This is a genomic window from Streptosporangiales bacterium (assembly GCA_009379955.1).
Lineage (GTDB): Bacteria > Actinomycetota > Actinomycetes > Streptosporangiales > WHST01 > WHST01.
Map to the genome: position 1 here is coordinate 54,310 of WHST01000005.1, position 24,530 is coordinate 78,839.

Annotated in this window: 17 protein-coding genes; 13 read left to right on the plus strand and 4 right to left on the minus strand. The window is 69.5% G+C overall.

Translation table 11 applies throughout. From position 1 onward, the window contains the following. Window positions 1–99: 99 nt before the first annotated feature. Together GEV10_02720 and GEV10_02725 are read left to right on the plus strand one after the other, a co-directional pair. Window positions 100–3,225: a helicase gene (locus tag GEV10_02720; GenBank protein ID MQA77387.1), complete on the plus strand. Its 3,126-nt coding sequence runs from the start codon at window positions 100–102 to the stop codon at window positions 3,223–3,225. After that, on the plus strand, window positions 3,222–7,388 hold the full coding sequence (locus tag GEV10_02725; protein ID MQA77388.1) for a hypothetical protein: 4,167 nt from the start codon (window positions 3,222–3,224) through the stop codon (window positions 7,386–7,388). The genes GEV10_02720 and GEV10_02725 overlap by 4 nt, the downstream gene beginning before the upstream one ends. A gap of 23 nt (window positions 7,389–7,411) precedes the next feature. Here GEV10_02725 and GEV10_02730 read toward each other — a convergent pair whose 3' ends face one another. Next, window positions 7,412–7,870, minus strand: a complete 459-nt coding sequence (locus GEV10_02730) for a PIN domain-containing protein (GenBank protein MQA77389.1) — start codon at window positions 7,868–7,870, stop codon at window positions 7,412–7,414. Between the two features lie 211 nt (window positions 7,871–8,081). On the opposite strand from GEV10_02730, the gene GEV10_02735 reads away from it, so the two are divergent. The 9 genes from GEV10_02735 (at window position 8,082) to GEV10_02775 (ending at window position 20,134) form a co-directional block, all read left to right on the plus strand. Then, window positions 8,082–11,825, plus strand: coding sequence for a helicase (locus GEV10_02735; protein MQA77390.1), 3,744 nt, complete (start codon window positions 8,082–8,084; stop codon window positions 11,823–11,825). After that, window positions 11,822–13,717 (plus strand): DUF1998 domain-containing protein, encoded by a 1,896-nt coding sequence (locus GEV10_02740; protein ID MQA77391.1) that lies wholly within the window; start codon window positions 11,822–11,824, stop codon window positions 13,715–13,717. The genes GEV10_02735 and GEV10_02740 overlap by 4 nt, the downstream gene beginning before the upstream one ends. Continuing rightward, window positions 13,714–14,460 (plus strand): endonuclease, encoded by a 747-nt coding sequence (locus tag GEV10_02745; GenBank protein MQA77392.1) that lies wholly within the window; start codon window positions 13,714–13,716, stop codon window positions 14,458–14,460. The genes GEV10_02740 and GEV10_02745 overlap by 4 nt, the downstream gene beginning before the upstream one ends. Before the next feature lie 45 nt (window positions 14,461–14,505). Beyond that, on the plus strand, window positions 14,506–14,793 hold the full coding sequence (locus tag GEV10_02750; GenBank protein ID MQA77393.1) for a hypothetical protein: 288 nt from the start codon (window positions 14,506–14,508) through the stop codon (window positions 14,791–14,793). A gap of 29 nt (window positions 14,794–14,822) precedes the next feature. Beyond that, the gene (locus GEV10_02755; protein ID MQA77394.1) at window positions 14,823–15,185 is read left to right on the plus strand and encodes a PIN domain-containing protein; all 363 of its coding nucleotides are present in this window, start codon (window positions 14,823–14,825) and stop codon (window positions 15,183–15,185) included. 114 nt (window positions 15,186–15,299) lie between these two features. Continuing rightward, a complete protein-coding gene (locus GEV10_02760) occupies window positions 15,300–15,563 on the plus strand; it encodes a hypothetical protein (protein MQA77395.1) in 264 nt (87 codons plus the stop codon). A gap of 340 nt (window positions 15,564–15,903) precedes the next feature. Continuing rightward, window positions 15,904–16,362: a hypothetical protein gene (locus GEV10_02765; GenBank protein MQA77396.1), complete on the plus strand. Its 459-nt coding sequence runs from the start codon at window positions 15,904–15,906 to the stop codon at window positions 16,360–16,362. Window positions 16,363–16,545: 183 nt separating this feature from the next. After that, entirely contained in the window at window positions 16,546–18,033 is a 1,488-nt protein-coding gene (locus GEV10_02770) for a protein kinase (protein MQA77397.1), read from the plus strand. A gap of 1 nt (window position 18,034) precedes the next feature. Then, the gene (locus GEV10_02775) at window positions 18,035–20,134 is read left to right on the plus strand and encodes an AAA family ATPase (GenBank protein MQA77398.1); all 2,100 of its coding nucleotides are present in this window, start codon (window positions 18,035–18,037) and stop codon (window positions 20,132–20,134) included. Here GEV10_02775 and GEV10_02780 read toward each other — a convergent pair. Further along, window positions 20,077–20,556: an MFS transporter gene (locus GEV10_02780; protein MQA77399.1), complete on the minus strand. Its 480-nt coding sequence runs from the start codon at window positions 20,554–20,556 to the stop codon at window positions 20,077–20,079. The genes GEV10_02775 and GEV10_02780 overlap by 58 nt on opposite strands. A gap of 107 nt (window positions 20,557–20,663) precedes the next feature. On the opposite strand from GEV10_02780, the gene GEV10_02785 reads away from it, so the two are divergent. Beyond that, window positions 20,664–20,921, plus strand: a complete 258-nt coding sequence (locus GEV10_02785; GenBank protein MQA77400.1) for a hypothetical protein — start codon at window positions 20,664–20,666, stop codon at window positions 20,919–20,921. A gap of 120 nt (window positions 20,922–21,041) precedes the next feature. Further along, window positions 21,042–22,253 (plus strand): epoxyalkane--coenzyme M transferase, encoded by a 1,212-nt coding sequence (locus GEV10_02790; protein MQA77401.1) that lies wholly within the window; start codon window positions 21,042–21,044, stop codon window positions 22,251–22,253. A gap of 101 nt (window positions 22,254–22,354) precedes the next feature. On the opposite strand, the gene GEV10_02795 is transcribed toward GEV10_02790, so the two are convergent. Continuing rightward, entirely contained in the window at window positions 22,355–23,380 is a 1,026-nt protein-coding gene (locus GEV10_02795; protein MQA77402.1) for a hypothetical protein, read from the minus strand. A 21-nt stretch (window positions 23,381–23,401) separates the two neighbouring features. Then, complete coding sequence (locus tag GEV10_02800; GenBank protein MQA77403.1) at window positions 23,402–24,517, minus strand: ATP-binding cassette domain-containing protein; 1,116 nt, start codon at window positions 24,515–24,517, stop codon at window positions 23,402–23,404. Window positions 24,518–24,530: the final 13 nt, after the last annotated feature.

The following is a 24,530-nucleotide window of genomic DNA, read 5'->3' on the forward strand; positions in this document are numbered from 1 at the left end:
GCCAAAGCCACTCTTACCTGATGTCACGGACCGGGTGACGCTCCGGGCTGTTCGTCGGAACGCCGTTCTGGCCAGCGCGAGGGAGCGCATCGTCATTCCATGGTGCAGGCGGAACTGGCTGTCGGGGCGCTGGTCACCGTCCGGGCCGAGCGGTGGGTGGTCAGCGACGTCGACGCCGGCACCGACAACACGGTCGTCGGGTTGCGCAGTGTCGAGGGCGGCCGGTACGACGACACGCTCGAGGTGATCTGGGAGGTCGAGACGGGCAGCCAGGTACTCCCGGCCGGGTCATTGCCCGAGGTCACAGAGGACGGATTCGACCCGCCCGCCCGGCTCGCGGCGTTCCTCGACGCCGTGCGCTGGTCCGCCGTGACCTCCGCCGACGTCAAGACCCTGCAGGCACCGTTCCGGTCCGGCGTCGCGATCGAGGACTACCAGCTCGAGCCGGTGGCCCGTGCCGTCGACGCACCCCGCGTCAACCTGCTGCTCGCCGACGACGTGGGCCTCGGCAAGACGATCGAAGCCGGCCTGGTCGCCCAGGAGCTGCTGCTGCGACACCGGGCCAGGCGGATCATGGTCGTCTGCCCCGCCGGCCTCACCGTGAAGTGGCAGGACGAGATGGCCGAGAAGTTCGGCCTCGACTTCACCGTGATCGACACCGAACGGTGCGCGGTCGTCCGCCGCGAGCACGGTAGTGCGGCCAACCCGTTCAAGGTGCACCCGCTTGCCATCGTCAGCCTGCCGTGGTTGCGTGGGCCGAAGGCGCAGCGCCTCCTCGACGAGGTGCTGCCGCCGGGAGGCCCGTCGTATCCGCGTACCTTCGACCTGCTGATCCTCGACGAGGCACACCACGTCGCGCCGGCCGCACCGAAGCAGGTGTACGCCGTCGACTCCCAGCAGACCAAGCTGATCCGCCGTCTCGCGCCCCACTTCACCCACCGGCTCTTCCTGTCGGCTACACCGCACAACGGCTACCAGGCCTCGTTCACCGCGTTGCTGGAGATCCTCGACGACCAGCGGTTCGCCCGCGGCGTGGAGCCGGACCGGAGAGCGGTCGCCGAGACGGTCGTGCGACGACTCAAGCGCGACATCGCAGGTGCGGACGGCACACGGCGGTTCGTCGAGCGCGTCGCCACCGCGATCCGGGTCGAGTATCCCGAGGACGAGCGGGAGATCCACGGCCTGCTCGAGGAGTTCGCACGGCTGCGTCGGGCGCGGCTCCGGTCGAACAGGGGCAGGAAGGCGACCGACCTCGTCACGCTGCTGCTGAAGAAGCGGTTGTTCTCCAGCCCCGCCGCGTTCGCGCACACCGTCGGCGTCTACCTGCGCACGCTCCAGGCGCGCGACCGCGACGATCCCGACGTTGGCGAGCCGCCGGACTGGATGGACGACTTCTTCGACGACACCGCAACCTACGCCGACGAGCCGCTCGCCGAGGCCGAGGACGACGCACTGAACCGCGCGGGTGCGCTGCAGCCCACTCCGGAGCAGCAGGAGCTGGCACTGCTGCGCCGGATGGAGCAGTGGGCGCTCGCGCACGAGGCACGTCCGGATGCGAAGGCCCGCGAACTGGTCGCCTACCTCAAGGCCGTATGCCTCCCCGACGGGGGGCTCTGGACGAACGAGCGGGTCGTGGTGTTCACCGAGTACCGCGACACCCAGCGCTGGCTGGTCGAGCTGCTGCGGCAGGAAGGTCTGGGTGGCGCCGCCGTCGAGCAGCTGCACGGCCAGCTCGCGACGGCGGACCGCGAGCGGCTCCGGCTCGCCTTCCAGCGCCACCCCGCGGAACACCCGGTACGCATCCTGGTGGCGACCGACGCCGCGAGCGAGGGGATCGACCTGCAGAACCACTGCCACCGGCTGGTGAACTACGACATCCCGTTCAACCCCAACAAGCTCGAGCAACGGATCGGCCGCATCGACCGGTACGGCCAGCGCGAGGCTCCCGACATCCGCCACTTCGTCGGCTCGGGTTTCGGACGCGCGGTCGACCGTTACGAGGCCGACCTGGAGTTCCTGGCCCGGGTGGCCGACAAGGTGACCCGGATGGAAGCCGACCTCGGCGCGGTCAACGCCGTCCTGTCCGACAAGGTGCAGCGGCGAATGCTCGGGCAGCTCGTCGACGACGGCCTCGACGACCCAGCCTCGACGTCGGCGGCGGCACGCGATCTGCCTGCGGAGAAGGCCGTCGGGGAGCAGGTACGCCGACTCCGCGACACCGTCGACCAGACTGTCGCCGAGCTCGGCATCACGCCGCACGCCGTGCGGCGGGTGGTCGACACGGCACTCGACCTCGCGAGGCAGCAACCGCTACGGCCCCACCTGTCCGACCAGCGCCTCGTCGACGGGATGTTCGAGGTGCCGACGCTCACCGGCTCGTGGGTACGGGCCTCGGCCGGGCTCACCGAGAAGCTGGGGCGGCGCGACGCACCGCCCCGCCAGCTCCCGGTGACCTTCGACGCCGGAGTAGCCAGGGGCCATGACGACGTCGTGCTCGCTCACCTGAACCATCCGTTGGTCGCGATGTCGACCGACCTCCTCGCCGATGCCGTCTCGAACGTCGACATCGACCTGCACCGGGTGACGGCGGTCGTCAGCGACGATCCCGACCTCGACGACGTGCTGGTCGGCGCGTACTCGCGGTTCGTGCTGGTGGGCGCGGACGGCGTTCGGCTGCACGAGCAGGTGCTGCGCGCCGGCGGGTGGGCGCCGGAGACGGGACGGTTCCGCCGGCTGGAGAACCTCGGCCGGCTCGGCGAGTTCCTCGACCAGGCGCTCGCCACCGGCGCCGAGGCGTCACCCGCGGTCCGCGCTCGACTGGCGGAGCGCTGGCCGCGCGTCAGGGACGGCGTGCTCGGCGCCGTCGAGTGGCGGGCGCGGACCTTGCGCGAGCAGCTCGACCGCAAGCTCGCCCAGCGCGAGCAGGACGAGCGGGACCGGTTGACCGGCAACCTCGACCAGTTCACGAGGACCCTGACCGCCGCGCTCGCCGAACCCGAGGACGAGCAGCAACCGGTGCTGCTCAGCGAGATCGACATCAAGGGTGCCGAGGAGCTCGCGCAGTACCGCCGCGACCGGCAGTCCTGGCGAGAACGCCTCGACCAGCTCGAGGGAGAACGCGACAGGGAGCTGAACCTGATCCGGGCTCGGTACGCGCGGCAGGAGCCGCACCAGTTCCCGGTCGCCGTGGTGTTCGTCGTGCCGAGACGGGAGGCGACCCGATGACGGCGCAACTCCAGCCATACCGCACACCGGGGCCACCTCCCGTGGACGGCGCGCAGCAGCACCGCGACTGGCTCGATCTCGTCGAGGTGACGGGTCCGTTCCTGTCGCTACCTGTGCTGCGGTCGGCGTGGCCAGGCCTCGACCCGCTCGACAAGGCGGTCCGCGACCGGCTGCGGCTCGAGCACGGGGACTGGCTGAACGATCAGGCGACCAAGCAACGTGCCTGGATCGAGTACCTGCTGTGCGAGCTGCTCGGCTGGGGCGCCGACGTGCTCTTCCGAGACGAGACCGAGACACTCGCCGCACTGAGTCACGAGAGCGCCGAGCACGCCGTGACGGTCTTGCCCGACTTCGCGGTCGTGGAGCCGGGCGAGGACGTCAAGCCGGCAACCACCCGGCTGGTCGGCCTGATCTGCCCGCCGGCCTCGCATCCGACGGCGGCCAACACCGGGGCGGGGCGCACCGACGACTGGCCGGCGAGCCCGGCCGACCGGCTGGTGCAGCTCTGCCGGCACCACGGCGTGCCGCTTGGGCTGGCGACCGGCGGCCGGTTCTGGACCCTGGTATGGGCGCCGCGGGCGACCGAGCGGCGGCCCGCGGTGACGACCACGGCGACCTTCGACGCCGTCTCCTGGCCCGAGTCGGCCGAGCGCAACGTCGTACGCGCGTTCGTGTCGATGCTGTGCCGGACGCGGTTCTTCTCCGTGCCCGACGACGAGACGCTCCCCGCGCTGCTCGAAGCGAGCCTGGGCTCGCAGGAGGAGATCACCGAGGCGCTCGGCGTACAGGTGCGGCAGGCGGTCGAGCTGCTGATGGCGGCGATCGGCCGCGCCGACCTGCGCGCGCAGGAGCGCGGCGAACCCGGCCTGCGTGGCATCGACGCCCACGACGTGTACCGCGGCGCGGTGTCGACCATGATGCGCGTCGTCTTCCTGCTGTTCGCCGAAGACCGCGGCCTGCTGCCGTCCGACAACGACCTCTACGCCGGCGCGTACTCGGCGAGCGGCCTGTACGCCCGGCTCCACAGTCGAGCCGTCGAAGGCAGCGAGGATGACCTGGAGCACTCGACCGCCGCGTGGCACCGGCTGCTTGCCTTGTTCCGGGCTGTGCACGACGGTGTCGACCACCCGCGGCTGCGGATGCACGCGCACGACGGGCCGATCTTCGACCCCGAGTCGTACGACTGGCTGCCGCGCGCGATCGACGACCGCACGGTGCTGCACATGATGCGCGCCGTGCAGCACGTCGAGATCGGGCGCGGTCGCTCGCGCGAGCTGCGCACGGTCGGCTTCGGTGCGCTCGACGTCGAGGAGATCGGCTACGTCTACGAGGGCCTGCTCTCCTTCGAGGGCTACCGCGCCGAGGAGCTGATCGTCGGGCTCGTCGGCGCTCCGGGTCATGAGGCAGAGGTGGCGTTGACCGAGCTGGAACGGCTGGCGGCCGCACATCCCGGTGTGCCGGCGCTCGCGGCCGCTCTCGCCGAGCGGTACAAGGACGCGAAGATCGGTTCGGCCAAGGCGCTGGAGAAGCGGTTGGCGCCGCTCGGGGAGCAGGACCGGGAGGAGGCTCGCAGGCTGCTACTCGCGGTCACCGGCGGAGACTACCCGCTCGCCGAGCGGATGCTCCCGTTCCACGGCCTGATCCGGCACGACCTGCGCGGGCAACCGCTGGTGATCCCGTCCGGCGCGCTGTACGTCACTGAATCGCCGCTGCGCAAGAACTCCGGCACCCACTACACGCCACGTCCACTGGCCGAGGAGGTCGTGGAGCACGCACTGCAACCCTTGGTCTACTCGCCGGGTCCACTGCAGACGGCGGACGAGTCGCAGTGGGTGCTGAGGCCGTCGACCGAGATCCTCGCGCTCAAGGTCGCCGACATCGCGATGGGCTCGGCCGCATTCCTGGTCGCGGCTGCGCGCTACCTCGGCGACAAGCTCGTCATGGCGTGGTCACGGCAGGGTGTTGCGCCCGCGCAGAGCCGGGTCGTCGCCGGCGACAAGCGTCGCGACGCCGAGGAGGACCCGGTGGTGGTCGAGGCCAGGCGGAAGGTGATCGAGCACTGCCTGTACGGCGTCGACATCAACCCGATGGCCGTCGAGATGGCCAAGCTCTCCCTCTGGCTGGTCTCGATGGACGGCCGGCGCCCTTTCACCTTCCTCGACGACCGCCTCGTCGCCGGCGACTCGTTGCTCGGCATCACGTCCCTGGAGCAGCTGGAGTACATGCACCTCGACCCCGCCAAGGGCCGCGAGCTGCATGAGACCGACCTGCTCGGCTGGACCTCAGGCGTGCGCAGCCTCGTGGCCGACGTCGCCGAGCACCGCCGCCAGATCGGCGAGATCGAGCTAGGCGACGACCCGATGGCGGCACTCGACCGCAAGCGCGAGCTGCTGGCCGAGGCGCGCAAGAAGGCAGAACCACTACGCCTGTTCGCCGACCTCACCGTCGGCGCCGCCCTCGCCGGGCATGCCAAGCGAACGGGCTCCCGCGAGCCGAACGCCCGCGCCGACATCGACGCCGAGCGCGGCACGAAGCGGGCTGACCTCTCCCACCGGGCCGCCGAGCTTGCCGACCTGGTGAACAGAGACGTCCGCGCCTGGGAGGCGCGGGAACACGCCGACACCTGGCTGGCCACCGACCAGGTCCCCGGCTCCTTCGCCCGCGAGCCGCTCCACTGGCCCCTGGTCTTCCCCGAGGTCTTCGCCCAGGATGGATTCGACGCCGTCATTGGCAACCCACCCTTCCTGGGCGGACAGAAGCTCACCCGCTCACTGGGGACGGCCTATCGTGAGCACCTGGTGCTGGCGCTGGCAGCTGAGACTCGAGGCAGCGCCGACTTGGTCGCCTATTTCGCGTTGCGGGCACACGAGCTGTTGAACCCATCGGGGCAGACCGGGCTGCTGGCGACGAACACGCTGGCACAGGGCGATACCCGAGAGACCGGGCTGGACCAACTCGTCGCGAATGGGGCGGCGATCAGGCGGGCGATCAAAAGTAGACCCTGGCCGTCCCGGTCGGCGGTCCTGGAGTACTGCGCTGTCTGGACCAGCGGAGTGGAGCTTGACAAGGCCGCAGTACGGATCGCTGACGACGCCGTGGTCAAGCAGATCACGCCATCACTCGAGGCAGGGTCGAGGGTCGTCGGTTCACCGAACCGCTTAGTCTCCAACGCAGAACGGTCATTTCAAGGTTCCAACGTGCTCGGCCTCGGCTTCACCATGACTCCCGACGAGGCAGCCGCGTTGGTTGAGAAGGACCCCCGCAACAAGGAGGTTCTCTTCCCCTACCTCAACGGCCAAGACCTCAACTCCAGACCCGACTGCTCGGGCAGCCGCTTGGTGATCAACTTTCGCGACTGGCCCGAGGAGAGAGCGAAGGGGTACCCCGATTGCTACGACAGAGTCATCCGCTTGGTGAAGCCTGAACGCGCGGAGAATCGGTACAGCAAGTCCGCCAGGCAGCGTTGGTGGCTCTATGAACGCGCTCGCCCGGAACTCTACGGTGCCATTGACGCGCTGGAGAAGGTCGTCGTGATCACGCTCGTAAGCAGGACCGTGACACCGGTGATTGTGCCAACCGGGCAGGTGTTTTCCCACATGCTCGGGGTGTTCGCGACCGATGACACGGCGATGCTGGCGATGCTGTCAAGTGCACCGCATTACTGGTGGGCAGTTGCGCGGGCCTCGTCGATGAAGGCGGACCTTCGCTACACCCCCTCCGACGTGTTCGAGACGTTCCCGCTGCCCGAGCTCACGCAAGGGATGCGGGAGCTGGGCGACCGGTTGGACACATTCCGGCGGGAGGTCATGCTGGGGCGGGACCTCGGGTTGACAAAGACGTACAACCTGGTGTTCGACCCCGGTTGCACGGACCCCGACATCGTCGAAATGCGGCAGATCCACCGGGCCATCGATGTCGCGACCGTCCGAGCGTACGGCTGGGACGATCTTGTAGAGCAGCTCGACCACGGGTTCCATCCGGCGGGGCGGGATCTGCGCTACACGGTCGGGCCGGCCGCGAAGCAGGAGATCCTGGACCGGCTGCTCGAACTGAACCACGAACGCTACGCCGCTGAGGTCGCCGCCGGCCTGCACGACAAGAAGAAGCCGAAGCAGAAGAGAGCGACCCCGCAGGCGTCCGAGGGTCAGGACGGCCTGTTCTGATGGCCCCTGCCGAAACGTCGCCCTCAGGCTTCCTGCACCACCCAGCGGAGCGGCTGCAACCGGCTCACCTGACTGGCCATACCGAGGAACTTGAAGTCGAGAGTGGCGATGTCGGCGATCCCGAGACGTTCTGCCATCGCGATGATCGTGGCGTCGACGTAACCGAGCGGTGCGGCCGCCAAGTGGACGGCGAGCTCGGTCGCACGCTGGCGGTCCTCCCCTACCGGATTGACGATCTCGACCTCGCTGCCGGTCGCCGTCATCGATTCGAGGAAGCGCGCCTCCAGCACTGGGCCATGTCGTACATGGTTGCGGAGGAAGTTGCAGGTCTCACCCAGGACCGGTTCGGGCACAAGGAGCCGGCCGGTCCAGGACCGCAGGAGGCGAAGGCAGCTCTCGTGATGGGCATCCCGGACGTTGTAGCTCGCGATGAGAAGCCCCGAATCACAGAGCAGCTGGATCACGCGCTGTGCCGCACCGATTCGATCGCCTCGACGATGTCATGGTCGCGCCTGGAATCGGCCATGATCTCGCGGTATCTGCTGGACAGCTCCGGCTCGTCGACGTCGGCAAGGCCAACCCATGGGAAGCGCTCCCGCAGGTCCTCCGACTCGGTCGAGCTGTCAGCAGCCATGGCTATCAATGTAGCCGAAGATCACGACAGCACCCAGCGTCACGGGAGGAGGATCGCTGATGTCCGCACCTGACCAGGAACAGGTACACGAGCTGGACCGGCCGCAGCGGCTCGCCAGCCCCGGGTCTTACCAGGTGCGGGACGAGCTGGCGGAGCTGGTCGCGCGTGACCTGCTCGGTCCGTGGGACGGTCCGGCCGAGCGGTTCGCGCCCAAGGCCGACGGGCCGCGCGAGCGTTATCTCGTGGGTGCACTCGGGCCGCGCGACGCGCTGGCCGGCGCGCCGGAGGAGGCGCAGGCGTCGGTCGACAACGGGTCCGGGGTGTTCGGCGACGGCGCGGACGCGGAGCTCCCCGAGGTCACCCCGGCGAGCCTCGGCCGGCTGTGGGCGTCGTCGATGGGACTGTCCTGCACCGTGCCGACCGAGATCACGCGCCTGCGGGTGACCGCCGAATGGGGGCGGTACGCCCACGAACAGGTCGAGGACGAGCAGGGAGTGGCGCGCACGGTCTGGGCCCGCGAGCAGGTCGAGCAGGTGCGCGAGATCGCGCTCGACGTCGACCCGACGACGGTCGTGCCGCTGGACGACAGCGCCGCCGGGGCGGGCGTGCGCCTGGTCGTGAACGTGCGCCTGCGCGGTTCCCGCCGGGTGGTCGAGCTCGCGCTCGTCAACGCCCAGCAGGAACCCGAGTCCCAGCGCGACACGGCCTGGCTGTTCCAGACCCGGCTCGCCGTCACCGCGACGGACGGCGAGGCCGCCGTGTTCGCGCCCGTCGATGATCAGGCTGACGCCGGCCAGGCCGTGACGCACAATGCCGAGGACGCTCACCTGCGGCTGCTCTACCGGCACGAGCTGCGCTACGCCAACGGCCGCAACGTCGCCGTGCACCCGCACGTGCGCCACGGCGAACGCAATGCGCACCGGGTCGAGACCACCTGGCTGCCGACCTACGACGTGCCTGCCACGGTCGCACCGTCGGGCGACGGCACGCCGCTCGCCGGTGTGGAGCTGTCGATGGACGCCCTCGCCGACGCTGACGCCGACACATTGCGGACGGGACTGCTGCCACTGGTCGACGGGTACGCCACCTGGCTCGACGCGCGCGAGGAGGAGCTGCCCACCCTGCCGGAGGTGTTGCGGCCCGCCGGCGTCGACGCGGTCGCCAAGGCACGCCGGGCGGCGGACCGCATCCGGACCGGGGTCGAGCTGCTCACCGACCCGACCGCCCACCGGCACGACGAGGCGCTGCGCGCGTTCCGGTTCGCCAACGAGGCGATGGCCGCGCAGCGGCGCCACACCGAGATCGCCCAGCGCCGCGACCGCGAAGGGATGAGCTACGCCGACGCCAAGAGCGCGGTCGACGCCAAGGGCACAGCCCTCGCCTCCTGGCGGCCGTTCCAGCTCGCCTTCGTGCTGCTCAACCTGCCGTCGCTGACCGACCCGACGCACTCCGAGCGTGCTGCCGACGCGAACGCCACCGTCGACCTGCTGTTCTTCCCCACCGGCGGCGGCAAGACCGAGGCGTACCTCGGGCTCACCGCGTACACCTTCGCGATCCGCCGGCTGCAGGGCACCGTCGGCGAGGGCGCGGACGTGCGCAGCGGCGAGGCCGGCGTCGCGGTGCTGATGCGCTACACCCTGCGGCTGCTCACGGCCCAGCAGTTCCAGCGCGCCGCGGCGCTCGTCTGCGCCGCCGAGGTGCAGCGGCGTCGCGACGAGGCGACGTGGGGTACCACTCCGTTCCGGATCGGCCTCTGGGTCGGCGCGGGTGTGTCACCGAACTGGTTCGACCAGGCGAAGGAGCAGGTGTTCGAGGCGAAGGAGGCAGGCGACGGCAAGCGGGCGAACGTCCTGCAGACGCTCAGCTGTCCCTGGTGCGGCACGGCGTTGCGCGGTCACCACGACCTGCACGTCCGGGAGCCGTCGCGCCGGGTACTGCTCTTCTGCCCGAACGCCGAGGGCGTCGACGCCTGTCCGTTCTCGCAGCGCCGCAGCGACGAGGGCCTGCCGATCCTCACCGTCGACGAGGAGATCTACCGCTACGCCCCCAGCCTGGTGATAGCCACGGTCGACAAGCTCGCCCAGCTGCCCTGGCGTGGCTTCGCCGGCACGCTGTTCGGCCGCGTGCGGCGCCGGTGCAGCCGGCACGGGTACCGCCACGACGACCTCGACCGCAAGACCAAGTGCGGGGACCGGCACGGCGCCAAGGGCAACCTGCCCGCCGCCACGACGACGGCCGTGACCAGGTTGCGTCCGCCCGACCTCGTCATCCAGGACGAGCTGCACCTGATCTCCGGCGCGCTGGGCACGACGGTCGGGCTGTTCGAGGCGGCCGTCGACGAGCTGTGTACCTGGCGTCCGGTGGAGGGACGCGAGGCCGGACCGAAGATCATCGCGTCGACCGCGACCACCAAGCGAGCGGCGGAGCAGGTGCTCGGCGTCTTCGCACGCGGCCTCGCGATCTTCCCGCCCCAGGTGCTCGACATCGCCGACACCTTCTTCTCGCGCCAGGTCGCACCGACACCGGCGACGCCCGGTCGCCGCTACCTCGGCGTGTGCGCCCACGGGGTGCGGTTCAAGTCGGCCGAGATCCAGCTCGCCGAGGCGCTACTCTCGGCCGGCCAGACGCTGTACGACAAGTACGGCGGCGATGCCGACCCGTACCAGACCGTGGTGGCGTACTTCAACGCCATCAGGGAGCTCGCCGGCATGCGGCGTTACCTCGACGACGACGTCGTCAACCGCCTGCGCAGGCGTGGTCGGCGTGGCCGCACCGGGCGGGTGCTCAATCAGGCTCAGCTGCTCGAGAGCACCGAGCTGACCTCACGCATCTCCTCCGGTGACATCAGCGCCGCGCTCAAGCGCCTCGAAGTGCTGTTCGACCCGGAGCTCGACACCACGGCGCGCAGGTCGGCGATCGTCGCCGACGGGCGTGAGGTCAGGACCGCCAACCGCGGCAAGTCGTTACGCAGCAAGGACCGCCTCGACTACCACCCGCGCACCCAGGAGTTCTACGACCGCGGCAGCGGCGCACCCATCGACATGGTGCTGGCGACGTCGATGCTGCAGGTCGGTGTCGACGTCTCGCGCTTCGGACTGATGGTCGTCACCGGCCAGCCCAAGAACACCGCGGAGTACATCCAGGCCTCGTCGCGGGTTGGTCGTGACGCCGCCAAGCCGGGACTTGTCGTCACCCTCTACAACTGGACCCGGCCCCGCGATCTCGCGCACTACGAGGACTTCGCGCACTACCACGCCACCTTCTATCGCCAGGTCGAGGCGCTGTCGGTCACGCCGTACACGCGGCGATCCCTCGACCGCGGCACCGCGGCCACCTTCGTGGCGGCAGTACGCCAGGTCGACGAGGCCCACTCCCGCAACCCCGACGCCGCCGGCGTGGAGCTGGACGGCCCGGTGGTGCGGCGGGTCATCGACCGGATGCTCGCCAGGGCCAGGGCCGTCGACGGGCGGCGAGGCGAGGAGTACCTGGACGATCGCATCGGCCGGCTGATCGACGAGTGGAAGCGGTGGAAGGGCATCGAGGGACAGCTCGGCTACGCCACCGACACCGGCGCACGCGCGGCTCGCGGCCTGCTGGTACGGGCCGGCGACGGACGCTGGACCGACCGTACGGTCGCGTACTCGATGCGCGAGACCGAGCACGAGGTCAACCTGCTGGTCGCCGGCTCAGGCGGGATCTACACACCGGTGTTCGAGGTGCCGGCGTGGTCGTTCGCCGCGCCGAGCAATGAACCAGGCGATGACGACGACGAGGATGACGGGAACGGAGGGCCGGATCGATGAGCGAGAGCTACCGCGTGCGTGTCGGCACCGTCCGGCCGAGCCACTTGATGTTCACCAGCGGTGTCGGCGCACTCGTCGACCTGCCGAACTTCGCGGTGCTGGTGCGCGGCCTCGACGACTGGGACCACAGCGGTGTCGGCGACGAGTACGCACCGATCGTCGAGCCGCGGTTGCTCGCTGCCGCACGCACGATGGAGGAGATGAACAGGCTCGAGGAGCTGCGGCCCGCACCGTGGCGCCCGGCCGTCGACACGGATCCGCACGACCCGGCACTGCGGATCGGGGTGCCGGTACTGCCGTTCCCGAGCTGGCTGCGCTGCACCGCGTGCAACCTCCTCGCCAGCGTCGAGTCGATGGTGTTCAGGTTCGAGAACGACAGGGCGCGCAGGCCGCAGGACGCCCGTTTCTACCACGACAACTGTGCCAAGGTTCGGCGCGCTCCGCTCGCCGTCGCAGCCAGGTTCATGCTCTGCTGCGCCAACGGCCACCTCGACGACTTCCCCTACACGCTGTTCGTGCACCGGGGTGCGGAGTGCGACGACAGCGAGAACCCCGCGCTGCAGATGGACGACCACAGCGGCAACGTAGGCGCCAACGTCACGGTGCAGTGCAAGCGGTGCCCGAGGCGCCGCAACATCCGTGACGCACAGGGCAGGCGCGGGCGCGAGAACTTGCCGCGCTGCCGCGGCCGACACCCGCACCTGGGTACGTTCGATGCCGGCTGCACGGCGGACCCGCTGCTGCTCGTCGTCGGCGCGTCCAACCAGTGGTTCGCGCAGACGCTGTCCACGCTCGATGTCCCGAAGTCGACCGAGGACGAGCTCGACTCCGTCGTCGCGAAGCATTGGGAATCGGTGCTGTCGAAAGCCGTGAACAAGGACATGATGAAGTTCGGGCTGGAGATCGCCCTCGTGGCCCGCGACGACCTCGCCCGCTGGGACCACGATCAGGTATGGGCCGCTGTCGAACGACACAGGTCGGAGCTCGACGGCGCCGCCGAGGCCGAGCAGGGCTACCCTGACCTGCGCACTCCCGAGTGGCAGATCCTCAGCGCGGGCGAGGACCTGACGACCGACGCCCTCACCTTGCGCCGCGACCCCGACGGCGTGCCACGTGCGCTCGAGGGCATCTTCACCGACGTGGTGCAGGTGGAACGGCTGCGCGAGGTGCGGGCGCTGGTGGGCTTCACCCGGCTCGATGCTCCCGACCCGGACGATCCCGAGCTGGTGAAGCGGGTCTCGTTGACCCGAGACCCGCCGACTTGGCTGCCCGCGAGCGAGGTGCACGGGGAGGGGATCTTCCTCCGTGTCGGCGACGACCTGCTCGCGGACTGGGAACGCCGGGTCACCGACGACGACGCGATGAAGCGGCACCGTGCGGCGTACGCGCAGTTCCGGCGTAACCGCTACTCCGAACGCCTGCGCGGTACGCAGGACTGGATGAAGAACTGGCCCGGCATGCGCTACCTCGCGCTGCACACGTTGTCGCACCTGATGATCCGTACCATCGCCCTGGAGTGCGGCTACAACTCCGCCAGCCTCTCGGAGCGGATCTACGCGGGTGATGACGACGACCCCCGCGGCGGCATCCTGATCTACACTGCCGTACCCGACGCCGAGGGCACGCTCGGCGGCCTCGTGGCACTGGCCGAGCCGGAACCGTTGGTGCGACTGACCATGCGGGCACTGATCGACGCGCGTACCTGCTCGTCCGACCCGCTGTGCGCCGAGCGACTCCCCCACCAGTCGGACGACTTCCTGCACGGCGCCGCCTGCCACGTCTGCCTGTTCGTCTCCGAGACGACCTGCGAGCGCGGCAACAGGTTCCTGGACCGTCGCTTCGTCGTGCCGATCGGCGACCAGCCGAAGCTCGCACTGTTCGACGTGCCATGACTGTGTTCCCCGAGCGGGCAGCGGAGTTCGTGCGGCGATGGGGACCCGAACGGCTGGTCGCCGCCGCCGACGCCCTCACGCACACCGACTCGGCGGCGGTCGGTCCCGGCGAGGCGGATGACGTCCGCCAACTCCGGGCCGCGCAGCGCGGCGACGGACTACCCGTTCAGGAGGCCGCGGCGTACCTGCGCGGGGTGGCCGCGGGTTACCTCCACACCGGCGCCACCCGCGTCGAAGCCGTCTGGAGCGGACCGAGCACCCACCAGGTGCCGGTACGCGCGACCGCGCAGGTGCTCGTCGACGTGGTGCAGGAGGCGGAGCGCGACCTGGTGCTGCTGACGTACTCGGCCAAGCCGTACGAGCCCTTGCTCGACGCCCTTGCCGCCGCGATCGAGCGGGACGTCAGAGTGAGCGTCGTGGTGGAGACCCTGACCGGCGCCGGCAGCGCATTGGCAGGCGCCGAACCGGCCGCAGCCTTCCTCCGCGTGCCCCGCGTGGAACTGTGGCACTGGCCGTCGGCTCAGCGCACGCAGGCCAGGGCGAAGATGCACGCCAAGGTCGCCATCGCCGACCGGCGTGTCCTGTTGGTCTCGAGCGCGAACCTCACCCAGTCGGGCGTCGCCAAGAACATCGAGGCCGGCCTTCTCGTACGCGGCGGTACCGCACCGGCCCGTGCCGCCGAACATATCGCCGCGCTCCAGGCCACAGGCGTACTCACCCGGCTTGCCGCTGCGCACGGGTGACGGACGGCCTTGACTATGCATGCGTTGTGACTGCAATATGAAGACATGGCGGTGGTGACGATCCGGGACGTGCCGGACGACGTGCGTGATGCGCTTGCGAGAGACGCGCGCGAGCGGGGCCAGTCCCTGCAGGCGTTCCTCCTGAGTGTTCTCGACAGACAGGTGGCCTTCAGCCGGAACCGGCAGTTGCTCGCCGAGATCGAGCACGATCTGTCCGCCGGCGGCGGTGCCGGCGATGATGCGCCCGACACGGCAGACCTTCTGCACCACGCCCGAGATGAGCGTGACGATGTCGAGGGGACTCGGGCCCGGACTGCCGGTGGCACAGGGTGATCGTGGTCGACGCATCGGTGCTGGCGAACATGCTGATCTACTCCGACGAGCGTGGCCGTAAGGCCCGCGCGGTGCTGGCGCGCGACACCGAGTGGGCGGCACCGGAGCACTGGAAGGCAGAGGTGTTCTCGGTGATGCGGGGTCTCGTACTCGGCAACAAGGTCGCCGAGCATCGGGCCCTGAACGCGATCGGCCGACTCCCCCAGCTCGGTGTCGACCACGTCTCCCCCGACGGCCTCCTTCCGCGGATGTGGGAGATGCGTGCCAGCATCAGTGCCTATGACGCGCCGTACGTGGCGCTGGCCGAAGCTCGTGACCTGACCTTGGTGACGTCGGACGGCCGACTGGCTCGCGCCGCGACCGCGTACTGCCGAGTCGAGCTGGTCGCGTAGCGATGCGTGGGCACCTATCTGGTGTGCTCGCCAGGCTTCGGTTGCGCGGGGTTGAGGGGTGCGGCACGATGCATGCCCGGGTGGGTACATCGAGTTTCGGGGGAAGGACGCCACGTGAGTGCTCTCGACGACCTCCAGTCAGCCGCACACGCCACCAGGGACGGGCTGGACAGTTCGGCCGCCGCCGTCGCCGACCTGGACAAGCAGACCGAGGAGCTGGCTGGGCAGTTCGCCGCGCTCGGCAATGAGGGAAGCGCACAGGTCCTCGCCCAGGGCGCGAGCCAGCGACTCGCCGGCGTGCGCGAGATGCTCGCGAACGCGCAGCAGGCGCTCGACGACTTCGTGGCCGACTGCGAACAGGCCAAGGGCACCGGTTGACTGCCGCGGCAGCCCGGCGGGTCCACCAGTAACTCCATAACGAGAGCTCCGGTGACGAGAGCAGAGCCCAAAGGGCTGTCGTCGGGGCGCCGACGCCTCGACGGCCCTGCTCCCACGAGGGAGAAGCGGAAGAGTGCCGCCGGCAAGCACGCCAAGCCACGAAAGGTGCTGCCCCAGAATGAGACGATCGGCCTTGGTGTGGCGTTGGGCGGACTGATGACAGCGTCTGCCTCGCAGACGCCGCTACCACCCGCTGTGCAAGCAGGAGCAGGAATCGCCGTCAGCGCACTGGGCGCGTTCGCGGCTGGCGTGTCGTGGGTTCGGAAACGGAGAGCACAGAGTGCGAATCAACCCGACAATCGAGGAAGCCACGCGGACGATGCTCAATCACGCGGTGCGCGGGGAGTTGGAGGAACTCCGCAAGAAGGGAGCGTCACTGGATGAGGGCGCACTTCGTGAGGCCCTCGGACTGTGCCTTGCCATCGCCGCCCACGTCACCGTCGACGTCTGTGGTGGCGAGCGACCATCAGAAGCGGATCTTCGTACGCTCGCGGACAATGTCGCCAAGGCCGAGACCGAGTTCAAGCTCGACGCGACTGAGATCCACCGCTATCTGGCTCGCTCGGTGTTCGGCGGCGAGAGTCTCGACCAGGTGTTCTCGTCCGAAGACGCGGCAAGCCTCCCGTTCCTGGCCACGGGAAGCATCCTCGCCTCCTACAGCCCCGACGGTCGTGAGTGGTGGGACTACCTTGACGCCGTCGAATCGGCCATCGAGGCGACGCCCGAATCTACGTCCTAGACCCCGAGCTTGTCGGCTGCTTGGAGACCAACGCAGGCGTTGTTCCGTGAACGCCTGCGGTCGGGTGCTGCGCCGGTGTAGCTTCGTGACGGCACCAGGGGGTTCGCGGGAGGTCAGGTGGCGGAGCGGACACTCGCGCACGGCCGCTACGCGCTGGAGCCTTCGCCGACAGCGCGCGGCGCCATGGGCGAGGTCTGGTTCGGCCGCGATGTCAAGCTCGACCGTGCGGTCGCGGTCAAGTTCCTCCGGATGCCTGGGGGCGACGACGATCAGGAGCTCGTGGCGAGATTCGTCCGTGAGTCCCGCATCACCGCGCGGCTCGAACACCCCGGAGTACCCGCCGTATTCGATGTCGGCACCGACGAGGGTCGACCGTATGTGGTGCTGCAACGGGTACGAGGCACCAGCGTCGCGGAACTGATCGCCACGCAAGGAGCGTTGCCAGTCGGATGGGTGGCGAGCATAGGTGCCCAGGTGTGCGCCGTACTCACGGCCGCGCACGGAGCCTCCCTGGTGCACCGCGATCTGAAGCCGGCCAACGTGATGGTATGCGCGGACGGCACGGTCAAGGTGCTCGACTTCGGTCTCGCCGTGGCACTCGACCGGGACGAGCAAACGCAGCTCACCCGAGCGGGCCAGGCGTTGGGAACGCCCGCCTACATGGCGCCGGAACAGATACTCGCCGGCGGCAGTGACCCGCGTAGCGATCTCTACTCAGTCGGCTGCACGCTCTACGAGATGCTCACCGGCAGGCAGGTATTCTCCGGGGACACCGCGTACCTCGTGATGCGCAAACAGGTCGACGAGCCGCCGCCATCCGTTCGAGCTCACCGTGCGGACGTACCGACCGCGCTTGACCGACTCGTCGGGCGCCTTCTGCACAAGAGTCCCGGTCAGCGACCGCCGAGTGCGGAAGAGACGGCGCGCCTACTGCTCCCCTTCATCGCCGTGGATGAACCGCTGGCGGGTGTCCTCACGGACGCACGAGCGACCACCATCACCCTCTATTCCGCCGCGACCGCCCGCGCGCTCGACGTCGCTCGCCGGCCGATGGAGACGGCATCGACCCAGCCACGCGCCGAGGCGACCGCCTTCGCGGGGACAAGCCAGCGGGCACGCCTTGGGGCAGCGCGGGCAGAGGCGAAGGCTCTGAGCGACAAGGCCAGATACGACCAGGCCGTCGAGGTCATCGAGCGGGCGCTCATCGAGTCCCAGTCGATCGGCGAAGCCGATCCGGAGGTCGAGGAGCTCCGGCGGCAGCATGCCGACGCGCTGTTCGCCGCAGGCGACTTCCGGCGCGCGGCGCCTGCCTATCGAGCCGTGGCAGACGCCATCCCGGATCCGGATGGCCAGGAGATGCACACAGCGTTCCGTTGTCGGTTCAGGGAAGCGACCAGTCGCGCGCTCATCGGTGAGACGCGTCCGGCTCTGCGTGAGCTCGTCGCTCTCCTGGCGGACGAAGAGCAGGCCTACGGGCTGGACGACTCCCGACCGTTGGGTCTGCGCCGCCAGATCGCCCTGCTGGAGCTCGGCACGGAGAACCGGCGGCAGGCGACGGATCGACTCCAGGCGTTGCTCGACGATCTGCTGCGGCTACGTGGCGCGGGAGACCCCGACGTGGTGAAGGTACGTGACCTGCTCGACGGTGCGCGTCTCACGAGCGGAGCATGACATGCCCAGGCTCGCTCTCGACAAGGACTTCCTGCTGCGCGATCTCCCCAAGCTCGAACGTCCTGTGCGCGAACGGGTAACGGAGGCCTTCGGGAAGTTCGCGCACGCCACACACGCAGGTTCACACCTCGAGAAGCTCACCAACGTCCGAGACCCCCGGCTGCGCACGATCCGGATCGATCGATCACTTCGTGGAGTGGTCGTCGCTCCCGACGGGGATGACACCTTCACGTTGCTCAAGGTCCTGCCCCACGACGACGCCTACGCGTGGGCGCGGAGCCACGCGGCGACGGTGAACACCGCGAGCGGCCGGTTCGAGGTCCGTGACGTCAACATGATCGAGTCAGTGCTACCGGAGCTCAGCAAGGCCGTCGAGGATGCTCCGACACGCCTCTTCGACCACCTCGGCGACGACGTCCTGGACAGGTTCGGCGTTGACGAGCAGACGCGTGCGTTCGCTCGTGTCCTCACCGATGTCATCCAGCTCGAGGCTGCACGGACATTCCTGCCGCAGCACCAGTGGGACGTCCTATACGGGCTTGCCGCCGGTCTCAGCCCAGACGAAGTCTGGGCAGAACTGGGGGTTCCCGACCACGGCGCACACTACGATCCGAACGATCTCGCCGCCGCCATCGAACGCAGCGGCGACCGTATCGTCCTTGTCGAAGGACCTGACGAGCTGATGGAGATCGTCCGGCGACCGTTCGACCTGTGGCGAATCTACCTGCACCCCGTTCAGCGGCAGGTGGCCTACGGCGACTTCAGCGGTCCCGCACGCGTGACGGGTGGTCCAGGAACGGGCAAGACGGTCGTCGCTCTCCATCGGGCAAAGCATCTCGCGGAGAGCGGCGAAGGACCGGTCTTGCTGACGACGTTCACCTCGACGCTCGCCGCGTCGTTGGAGGTGGCTCTCGAGCTACTCGTCGACTCGGCCGAGGTACGGGAACGCATCACGGTGCGGCACATCGACCAGGTCGCGACGGAGGTGTACCGCCAGCGACACGGGCACCCGAAGATCATCGACGACCGTGAGCAGCGTCGGGTTTGGACGAGCCTGATCGAGCGCTTCGCCCTTCCTTTCACCGAGACGTTCCTCATGCAAGAGTGGCGACAGGTGGTGCTGGCACAGCAGATCGGCACGGCACGTGAGTATGTGGCAGCGCGCAGGCAGGGTCGGGGGCGACCACTCGGCCTTCGTCAGCGTGAGGTGCTCTGGCCCGCTCTCGCAGCGTTCCACCAGATCCTCCTGGAACGCGGGGTTCGGACACACGAGACGATCTGTGTCGAAGCAACCCGCCTGCTCGGATCCGGCGTCGCGCGACCATACCGCCATGTCGTCGTTGACGAGGCCCAGGACCTGAGTCCGGCCCGCTGGCGCCTGTTGCGCGCGCTCGTCGAGCCCGGTAGGAACGATATGTTCATCGCCGGTGACAGCCACCAGCGGATATACGACGATCGGGTGAGCCTGCGAGAGGTCGGCGTACGGATCGCCGGGCGCTCAGGTCGCCTGACCGTCAACTACCGAACTACGGCCGAGATCCTGGTGTGGAGCATGGGTGTGCTGCGCGGTGAACGCATCGACGATCTGGACGGCGGTGTCGAATCTCTCACCGGCTGCCGATCGGAGCTCCACGGCTATCCACCCACTCTGCATGGCGCGCGCACGCGGGACGATGAGCTTGGAGCATTGACGACGAGATTCCGTGAGTGGCTCGATGCCGGTGTCGATGCCAGTGAGATCGCGGTCGCCACGAGGTCCAACAAGCTGGCGGACGTCGTCGTCGAACACCTGACGCAGGAGCGCATCGCTGCCCATTCGCTCGCACGTCCGGGGCATGGCGTCGACGGCGTGGCGGTCGGCACGATGCACCGGATGAAGGGCCTGGAGTTCCGGTGCCTTGCGGTCGTCGGCGTCGGTCGACATCAGATGCCGCCTCCGAATGCTGTCACGCCGCTCTCCGAGGATGAGGCCACCCACCGCCACGACCTGCAACGCGAACGTTGCCTGCTGTTCGTCGCGTGTACGCGTGCGCGCGAGGGGCTCTACGTCTCGTGGCATGGGGAACCCAGTCCGTTCCTTACGCCGCTTCGCGCTTCCTGAGCCCGCGCAGTCCGCACGGCGGGTGGGCGGGCGAGCAGAGTGGCGGCGGTGACGGCCGCGACGACGAGGAAGCCTGCCTGCAGGCCGTAGACGTCCGCGAACAGCCCGAACAGGGCCGGGCCGAGGATCGAACCTGCGCCGAGGAACAGCACCGTCAGGCTGAAGCCGCTCGACGGCCGGTCGGGGAAGATCTGGTGGCTCCAGATCGCGAGCAGGCCGGAGAGGGCCATGTACGGCGCGCCGTACACGACGGCGGACGCGACCGCGACGGCGGTGACGTGTGGGGCGATGCCGAGCAGCGCCGTGGCGAAGGCGATCGCGGTGAACAGGAGCACGTGGGCGCGCCGGAGTCCGAGCCGGCCGATCACGCCGCCAGCGACGACGGCCGCGGTGCCCGAGGCGCCGAGCAGGGTCCAGAACAGCGGCGCTGAACAGCGGCGGCCCGAACCACATCAGGGCGATGAACCCCAGCGTCCGCCTCTTCCGCGGTCCGAGTCCGAGCCCCGTGTCCCGACCGAGGTCGCGAATCGTGGTGCCGCGCCTCCGGGCCAGGAGCCACACCACGAGCACCGCGACCGACGGCGCGAACATCATCGCGCCCGCGGTGGGTGCCAGCATCGGCGAGGAGATGCCGTCCCCCGACAGCCACAGCGGCAGGGCGATGAGCCACGCGCCGCCCAACGCGACCGACAGGAAGACCGGCAGGTTGGCCTTCTTCACGAGTCCCACCCCATTCGACGTTGTCTGCACACCGTCGAGTCTTCGCGGAACGACCACCGCCGGGTAGTCGCCGCGGTCACCGACCGGGGATGAGAACATCCGTACCGCGAGATGACTTCTGTCATGTCGGCCCGGCGAGGCGGGGTGCGACCGCCTGTTGCGCGCGGGCCACCGTGATGATGCACTCATGACATCGTCACTCGCGGCCGGTGTCGCTCGAGGCACCGGCGCATGGAGGAGGTTCGCAGTGAAGCGAAGCACCGACCGCATCCTGACCACGCACACCGGAAGCCTTCCACGTCCGCCCGCACTGCTCGAGGTCTTCACCGGAGACCGGCAGGTGGACGCCGGCGAGTTCGCCAGGCTGACGCACGAGGCCGTCGACCAGATCGTCCGCGACCAGGACCAGGCCGGTGTCGACGTGGTGAACGACGGCGAGATGAGCAAGGAGAGCTACTCGACGTACGTCAGGGAACGGCTCTCCGGCTTCGAGGGCGAGAGCGAGGCGGTGCTGAACCTGGCCGACCTCAGCGCCTACCCGTCCTTCATGGCACGCTGGGCGTCCATCTGGGGCACGCAGTCCGGCGAGGTCCTGAGTCCGCCCGCCTGCGTCGCCGACATCGCGGTCAAGGACCGCTCGCTGCTGCAGGCCGACATCGACAACCTGAAGGCGGCGGTCGGAGACACGCCTCCCGAGGACGTGTTCATGTCAGCGGCGTCCCCCGGCGTCGTCGGCGCGTTCTTCGCCAACCACCACTACGCGAACCACGAGGACTACCTGCGTGCGATCGGTGCCGCGATGCGCGAGGAGTACGAGGCGATCGTCGCGGCCGGATTCGTCCTCCAGCTCGACTGCCCCGACCTGGCGATGTGCCGGCACCTGCAGTTCCAGCATCTGAGCATCGAGGAGTTCCGCGCCGAGGCGCGCATGCACATCGAGGTGCTGAACGAGGCGACGGCGGGCATCGACCCCGACCAGATGCGCCTGCACCTGTGCTGGGGCAACTACGAGGGCCCGCACCACCACGACGTGCCGTTGCGCGACATCGTCGACATCGTCCTCGACGGCCGGCCGAACGCCATCGCGCTCGAGGCCGCGAACCCGCGCCACGCGCACGAGTGGCAGGTCTTCGAGGACGTCAAGTTGCCCGACGGCAAGGCGCTGATCCCCGGTGTCATCGACTCGACGATGAACTACATCGAGCACCCGGAGCTGATCGCCCAGCGCCTCGTCAACTACGGGCGGCTGGTCGGTCGTGAGAACGTGCTCGCCGGCTCCGACTGCGGCTTCGGCACGGCCGCCCGCGTGTCGTACGTCGACCCGCAGATCACCTGGGCAAAGTTCGCGGCGATGACGGAAGGCGCGCGCCTGGCCACCAGCGAGCTCACCCGCACCTGAGGCACCGCCGGGTCCCCGTTGATCACGTTGACGTGATCAACGTGGACTTCACCTCGTGCCGGGACGAGGTGAAGTCCACGTTCGTGAGGTGAAGCGCGCGCTCAGACCGCGTCGACCGTCCAGGTGTGGTCGGTGACGGGGAGGTCGACCGGGACGCCGCGCGTGCCGGAGATGTTCAGGGCCACGGCGATCTCGAGAGCGGCGACGCCGTCGTCCAGCGTCGAGCTGACCGCACCGCCGTCGCGCACCGCCGACACGAGCTCCTCGACGGCACGCACCATGCCCGACGTCCAGTACAGCTGGGCGGGGAACGGCCGCTCGGCCTCGACGCCGTCGGCCTGGCGGACGTACAGGCGGGGACCGAACGCGTCCACGACGATCCGGCCACGGGTACCGAGCAGCGTGACCTCGGTGCCTCCCGACACGTCGTCGAGCATGACCACCTGCACGTGCACGCCGTTCGCGTATACGAGGGACGCCGTGCCGCCCGGGTCGCGCTCGTCGCCGGCCGGCTCGCAGAAGACCCTCGTCGGGTGGCTGTCGACCAGGTACCTGATCAGGTCGAACAGGTGGCTCCCGCCGAACGACCATCCCTCCACCCAGCGCGCGGTGATCGCACCGATGTCGCCGATCTCGCCTGCGTCGACGAGCTTCTTGACCCGGCGCCATACGGGGTCGTACGTCCGCGTGTGGTTGATCGCGACGCGCACGTCGCCCGCCTCCGCGGCCGCGGTCATGCGCCGGGCCTCCGCGAGCGAGACGCCGACGGGCTTCTCCAGGAAGATCCCGCGGACGCCGGACGTCTGCGCCGCCAGGCAGAAGAGGTCGGCGTGGAACCGGGTCGGCGCGCAGACGCTCACGACGTCGAGCGCGGCCTCCGCCAGCATGCTCTCCGCCGAGGAGTATGCGGCGTCGACCGACCAGCGGTCGCCGAAGCGCTTCGCGACCTCGCCGTCGGCGTCGGCCACCGCCACGAGCTCGATGCCGCACGCCTCCCGGTACGCGGTCGCGTGGCTGTACGGCAGCGCGACCACTCCGGGAGCATCGAGTACCTCGTCCTCGATGCTCCCGGCGATGCGGCCGCACCCGATGATGCCCGCCCGCAGCGTTCCCTGTCCCGCCGTCATGTCACACCCCTCGTCGAACGTTCACACGCGTTCCTGCGACTCGGCGTCGAAGAGGTGCCAGGCCGACGACGCGGTGCGCAGCCGCACGGCGCGCGCGTCACCCGCGACGACGCCCGGCCTGGTGCGGACGGTGAGCGTGACGTCGTCGGTGACGACCACCTCGACGAAGTCGTCCGCGCCGGCGTGCTCGATCCGCCGCACCGTGCCCTCGAAGGCCCCACCCTCGGCGCCGTCCACCACCTCGACGTCCTCGGGACGCGTGCCGGCGAGCAGCTCGGTCTCGTCCGCGAGCCCGGCCGGTGCCGGGCAGATCTCGCGGCCGGCGAGGTGCACGGCACCCGCACGGACCACCGCGGGATGGAGCCGCATCGCGGGCCTGCCGATGAACCTCGCGACGAACACGTTGGCCGGGGCGTCGTAGATCTCCCGCGGCCTGGCCAGCTGCATCAGCCTGCCCGCCGACATGACCGCGACGTAGTCGGCGATGTTCAGCGCCTCGTCCTGGTCGTGGGTGACGAACACGCTCGTCGCACCGATCTCCAGGTGGACGTCGCGGATCAGCTCGCGCATGTCGCCGCGCAGGCTCGCGTCGAGGTTCGACAGCGGCTCGTCGAACAGGAGCAGTGCCGGACGCTTCACCAGCGCGCGGGCCAGCGCGACGCGCTGCTGCTGACCGCCGGACAGCTCCTGCGGCCGGCTCCGCCCCTTGTCGGTCAGCCGCACCCGGTCGAGCTCCTCGGTGACACGCAGGTCGATCTCGGCGCGTGGGACGCCCGCCATCCGCAGCGGGAAGCCGACGTTCTCCCTGACGGTCTTGTGCGGGTACAACGCGTAGTCCTGGAACACGAAGCCCAGACCGCGCCGGTGTGATGGCGCGCGCGTCACGTCGGTGCCGTCGACGACGATGCGGCCTGAGGTGGGGTCGAGCAGGCCGGCGATCATCTGCAGCGTCGTCGACTTGCCACACCCGGACGGCCCGAGCAGTGCGACCATCGAACCGCGCGGGACCGCGAGGGAGAGCCGGTCGACCGCCACCACCGACCCGAACGTCCGGCTCAGGTCGGCGATCTCCAACCCGGCAGGCGCGTCCGCCTGGCCGGCCTCGGTCACGTCCGTCGCCTCCGCTGCACGACTCATCGCGTCGACCTCC

What these genes read in the sequence shown, in the direction of transcription:
- GEV10_02720 (MQA77387.1), top strand. Translation starts at nt 100, where the DNA reads ATGGTGCAGGCGGAACTGGCTGTCGGGGCGCTGGTCACCGTCCGGGCC.
- GEV10_02725 (MQA77388.1), top strand. Translation starts at nt 3,222, where the DNA reads ATGACGGCGCAACTCCAGCCATACCGCACACCGGGGCCACCTCCCGTG.
- GEV10_02735 (MQA77390.1), top strand. Translation starts at nt 8,082, where the DNA reads ATGTCCGCACCTGACCAGGAACAGGTACACGAGCTGGACCGGCCGCAG.
- GEV10_02740 (MQA77391.1), top strand. Translation starts at nt 11,822, where the DNA reads ATGAGCGAGAGCTACCGCGTGCGTGTCGGCACCGTCCGGCCGAGCCAC.
- GEV10_02745 (MQA77392.1), top strand. Translation starts at nt 13,714, where the DNA reads ATGACTGTGTTCCCCGAGCGGGCAGCGGAGTTCGTGCGGCGATGGGGA.
- GEV10_02750 (MQA77393.1), top strand. Translation starts at nt 14,506, where the DNA reads ATGGCGGTGGTGACGATCCGGGACGTGCCGGACGACGTGCGTGATGCG.
- GEV10_02755 (MQA77394.1), top strand. Translation starts at nt 14,823, where the DNA reads ATGCTGATCTACTCCGACGAGCGTGGCCGTAAGGCCCGCGCGGTGCTG.
- GEV10_02770 (MQA77397.1), top strand. Translation starts at nt 16,546, where the DNA reads ATGGGCGAGGTCTGGTTCGGCCGCGATGTCAAGCTCGACCGTGCGGTC.
- GEV10_02775 (MQA77398.1), top strand. Translation starts at nt 18,035, where the DNA reads ATGCCCAGGCTCGCTCTCGACAAGGACTTCCTGCTGCGCGATCTCCCC.
- GEV10_02790 (MQA77401.1), top strand. Translation starts at nt 21,042, where the DNA reads ATGACATCGTCACTCGCGGCCGGTGTCGCTCGAGGCACCGGCGCATGG.
- GEV10_02795 (MQA77402.1), bottom strand. Translation starts at nt 23,380, where the DNA reads ATGACGGCGGGACAGGGAACGCTGCGGGCGGGCATCATCGGGTGCGGC.
- GEV10_02800 (MQA77403.1), bottom strand. Translation starts at nt 24,517, where the DNA reads ATGAGTCGTGCAGCGGAGGCGACGGACGTGACCGAGGCCGGCCAGGCG.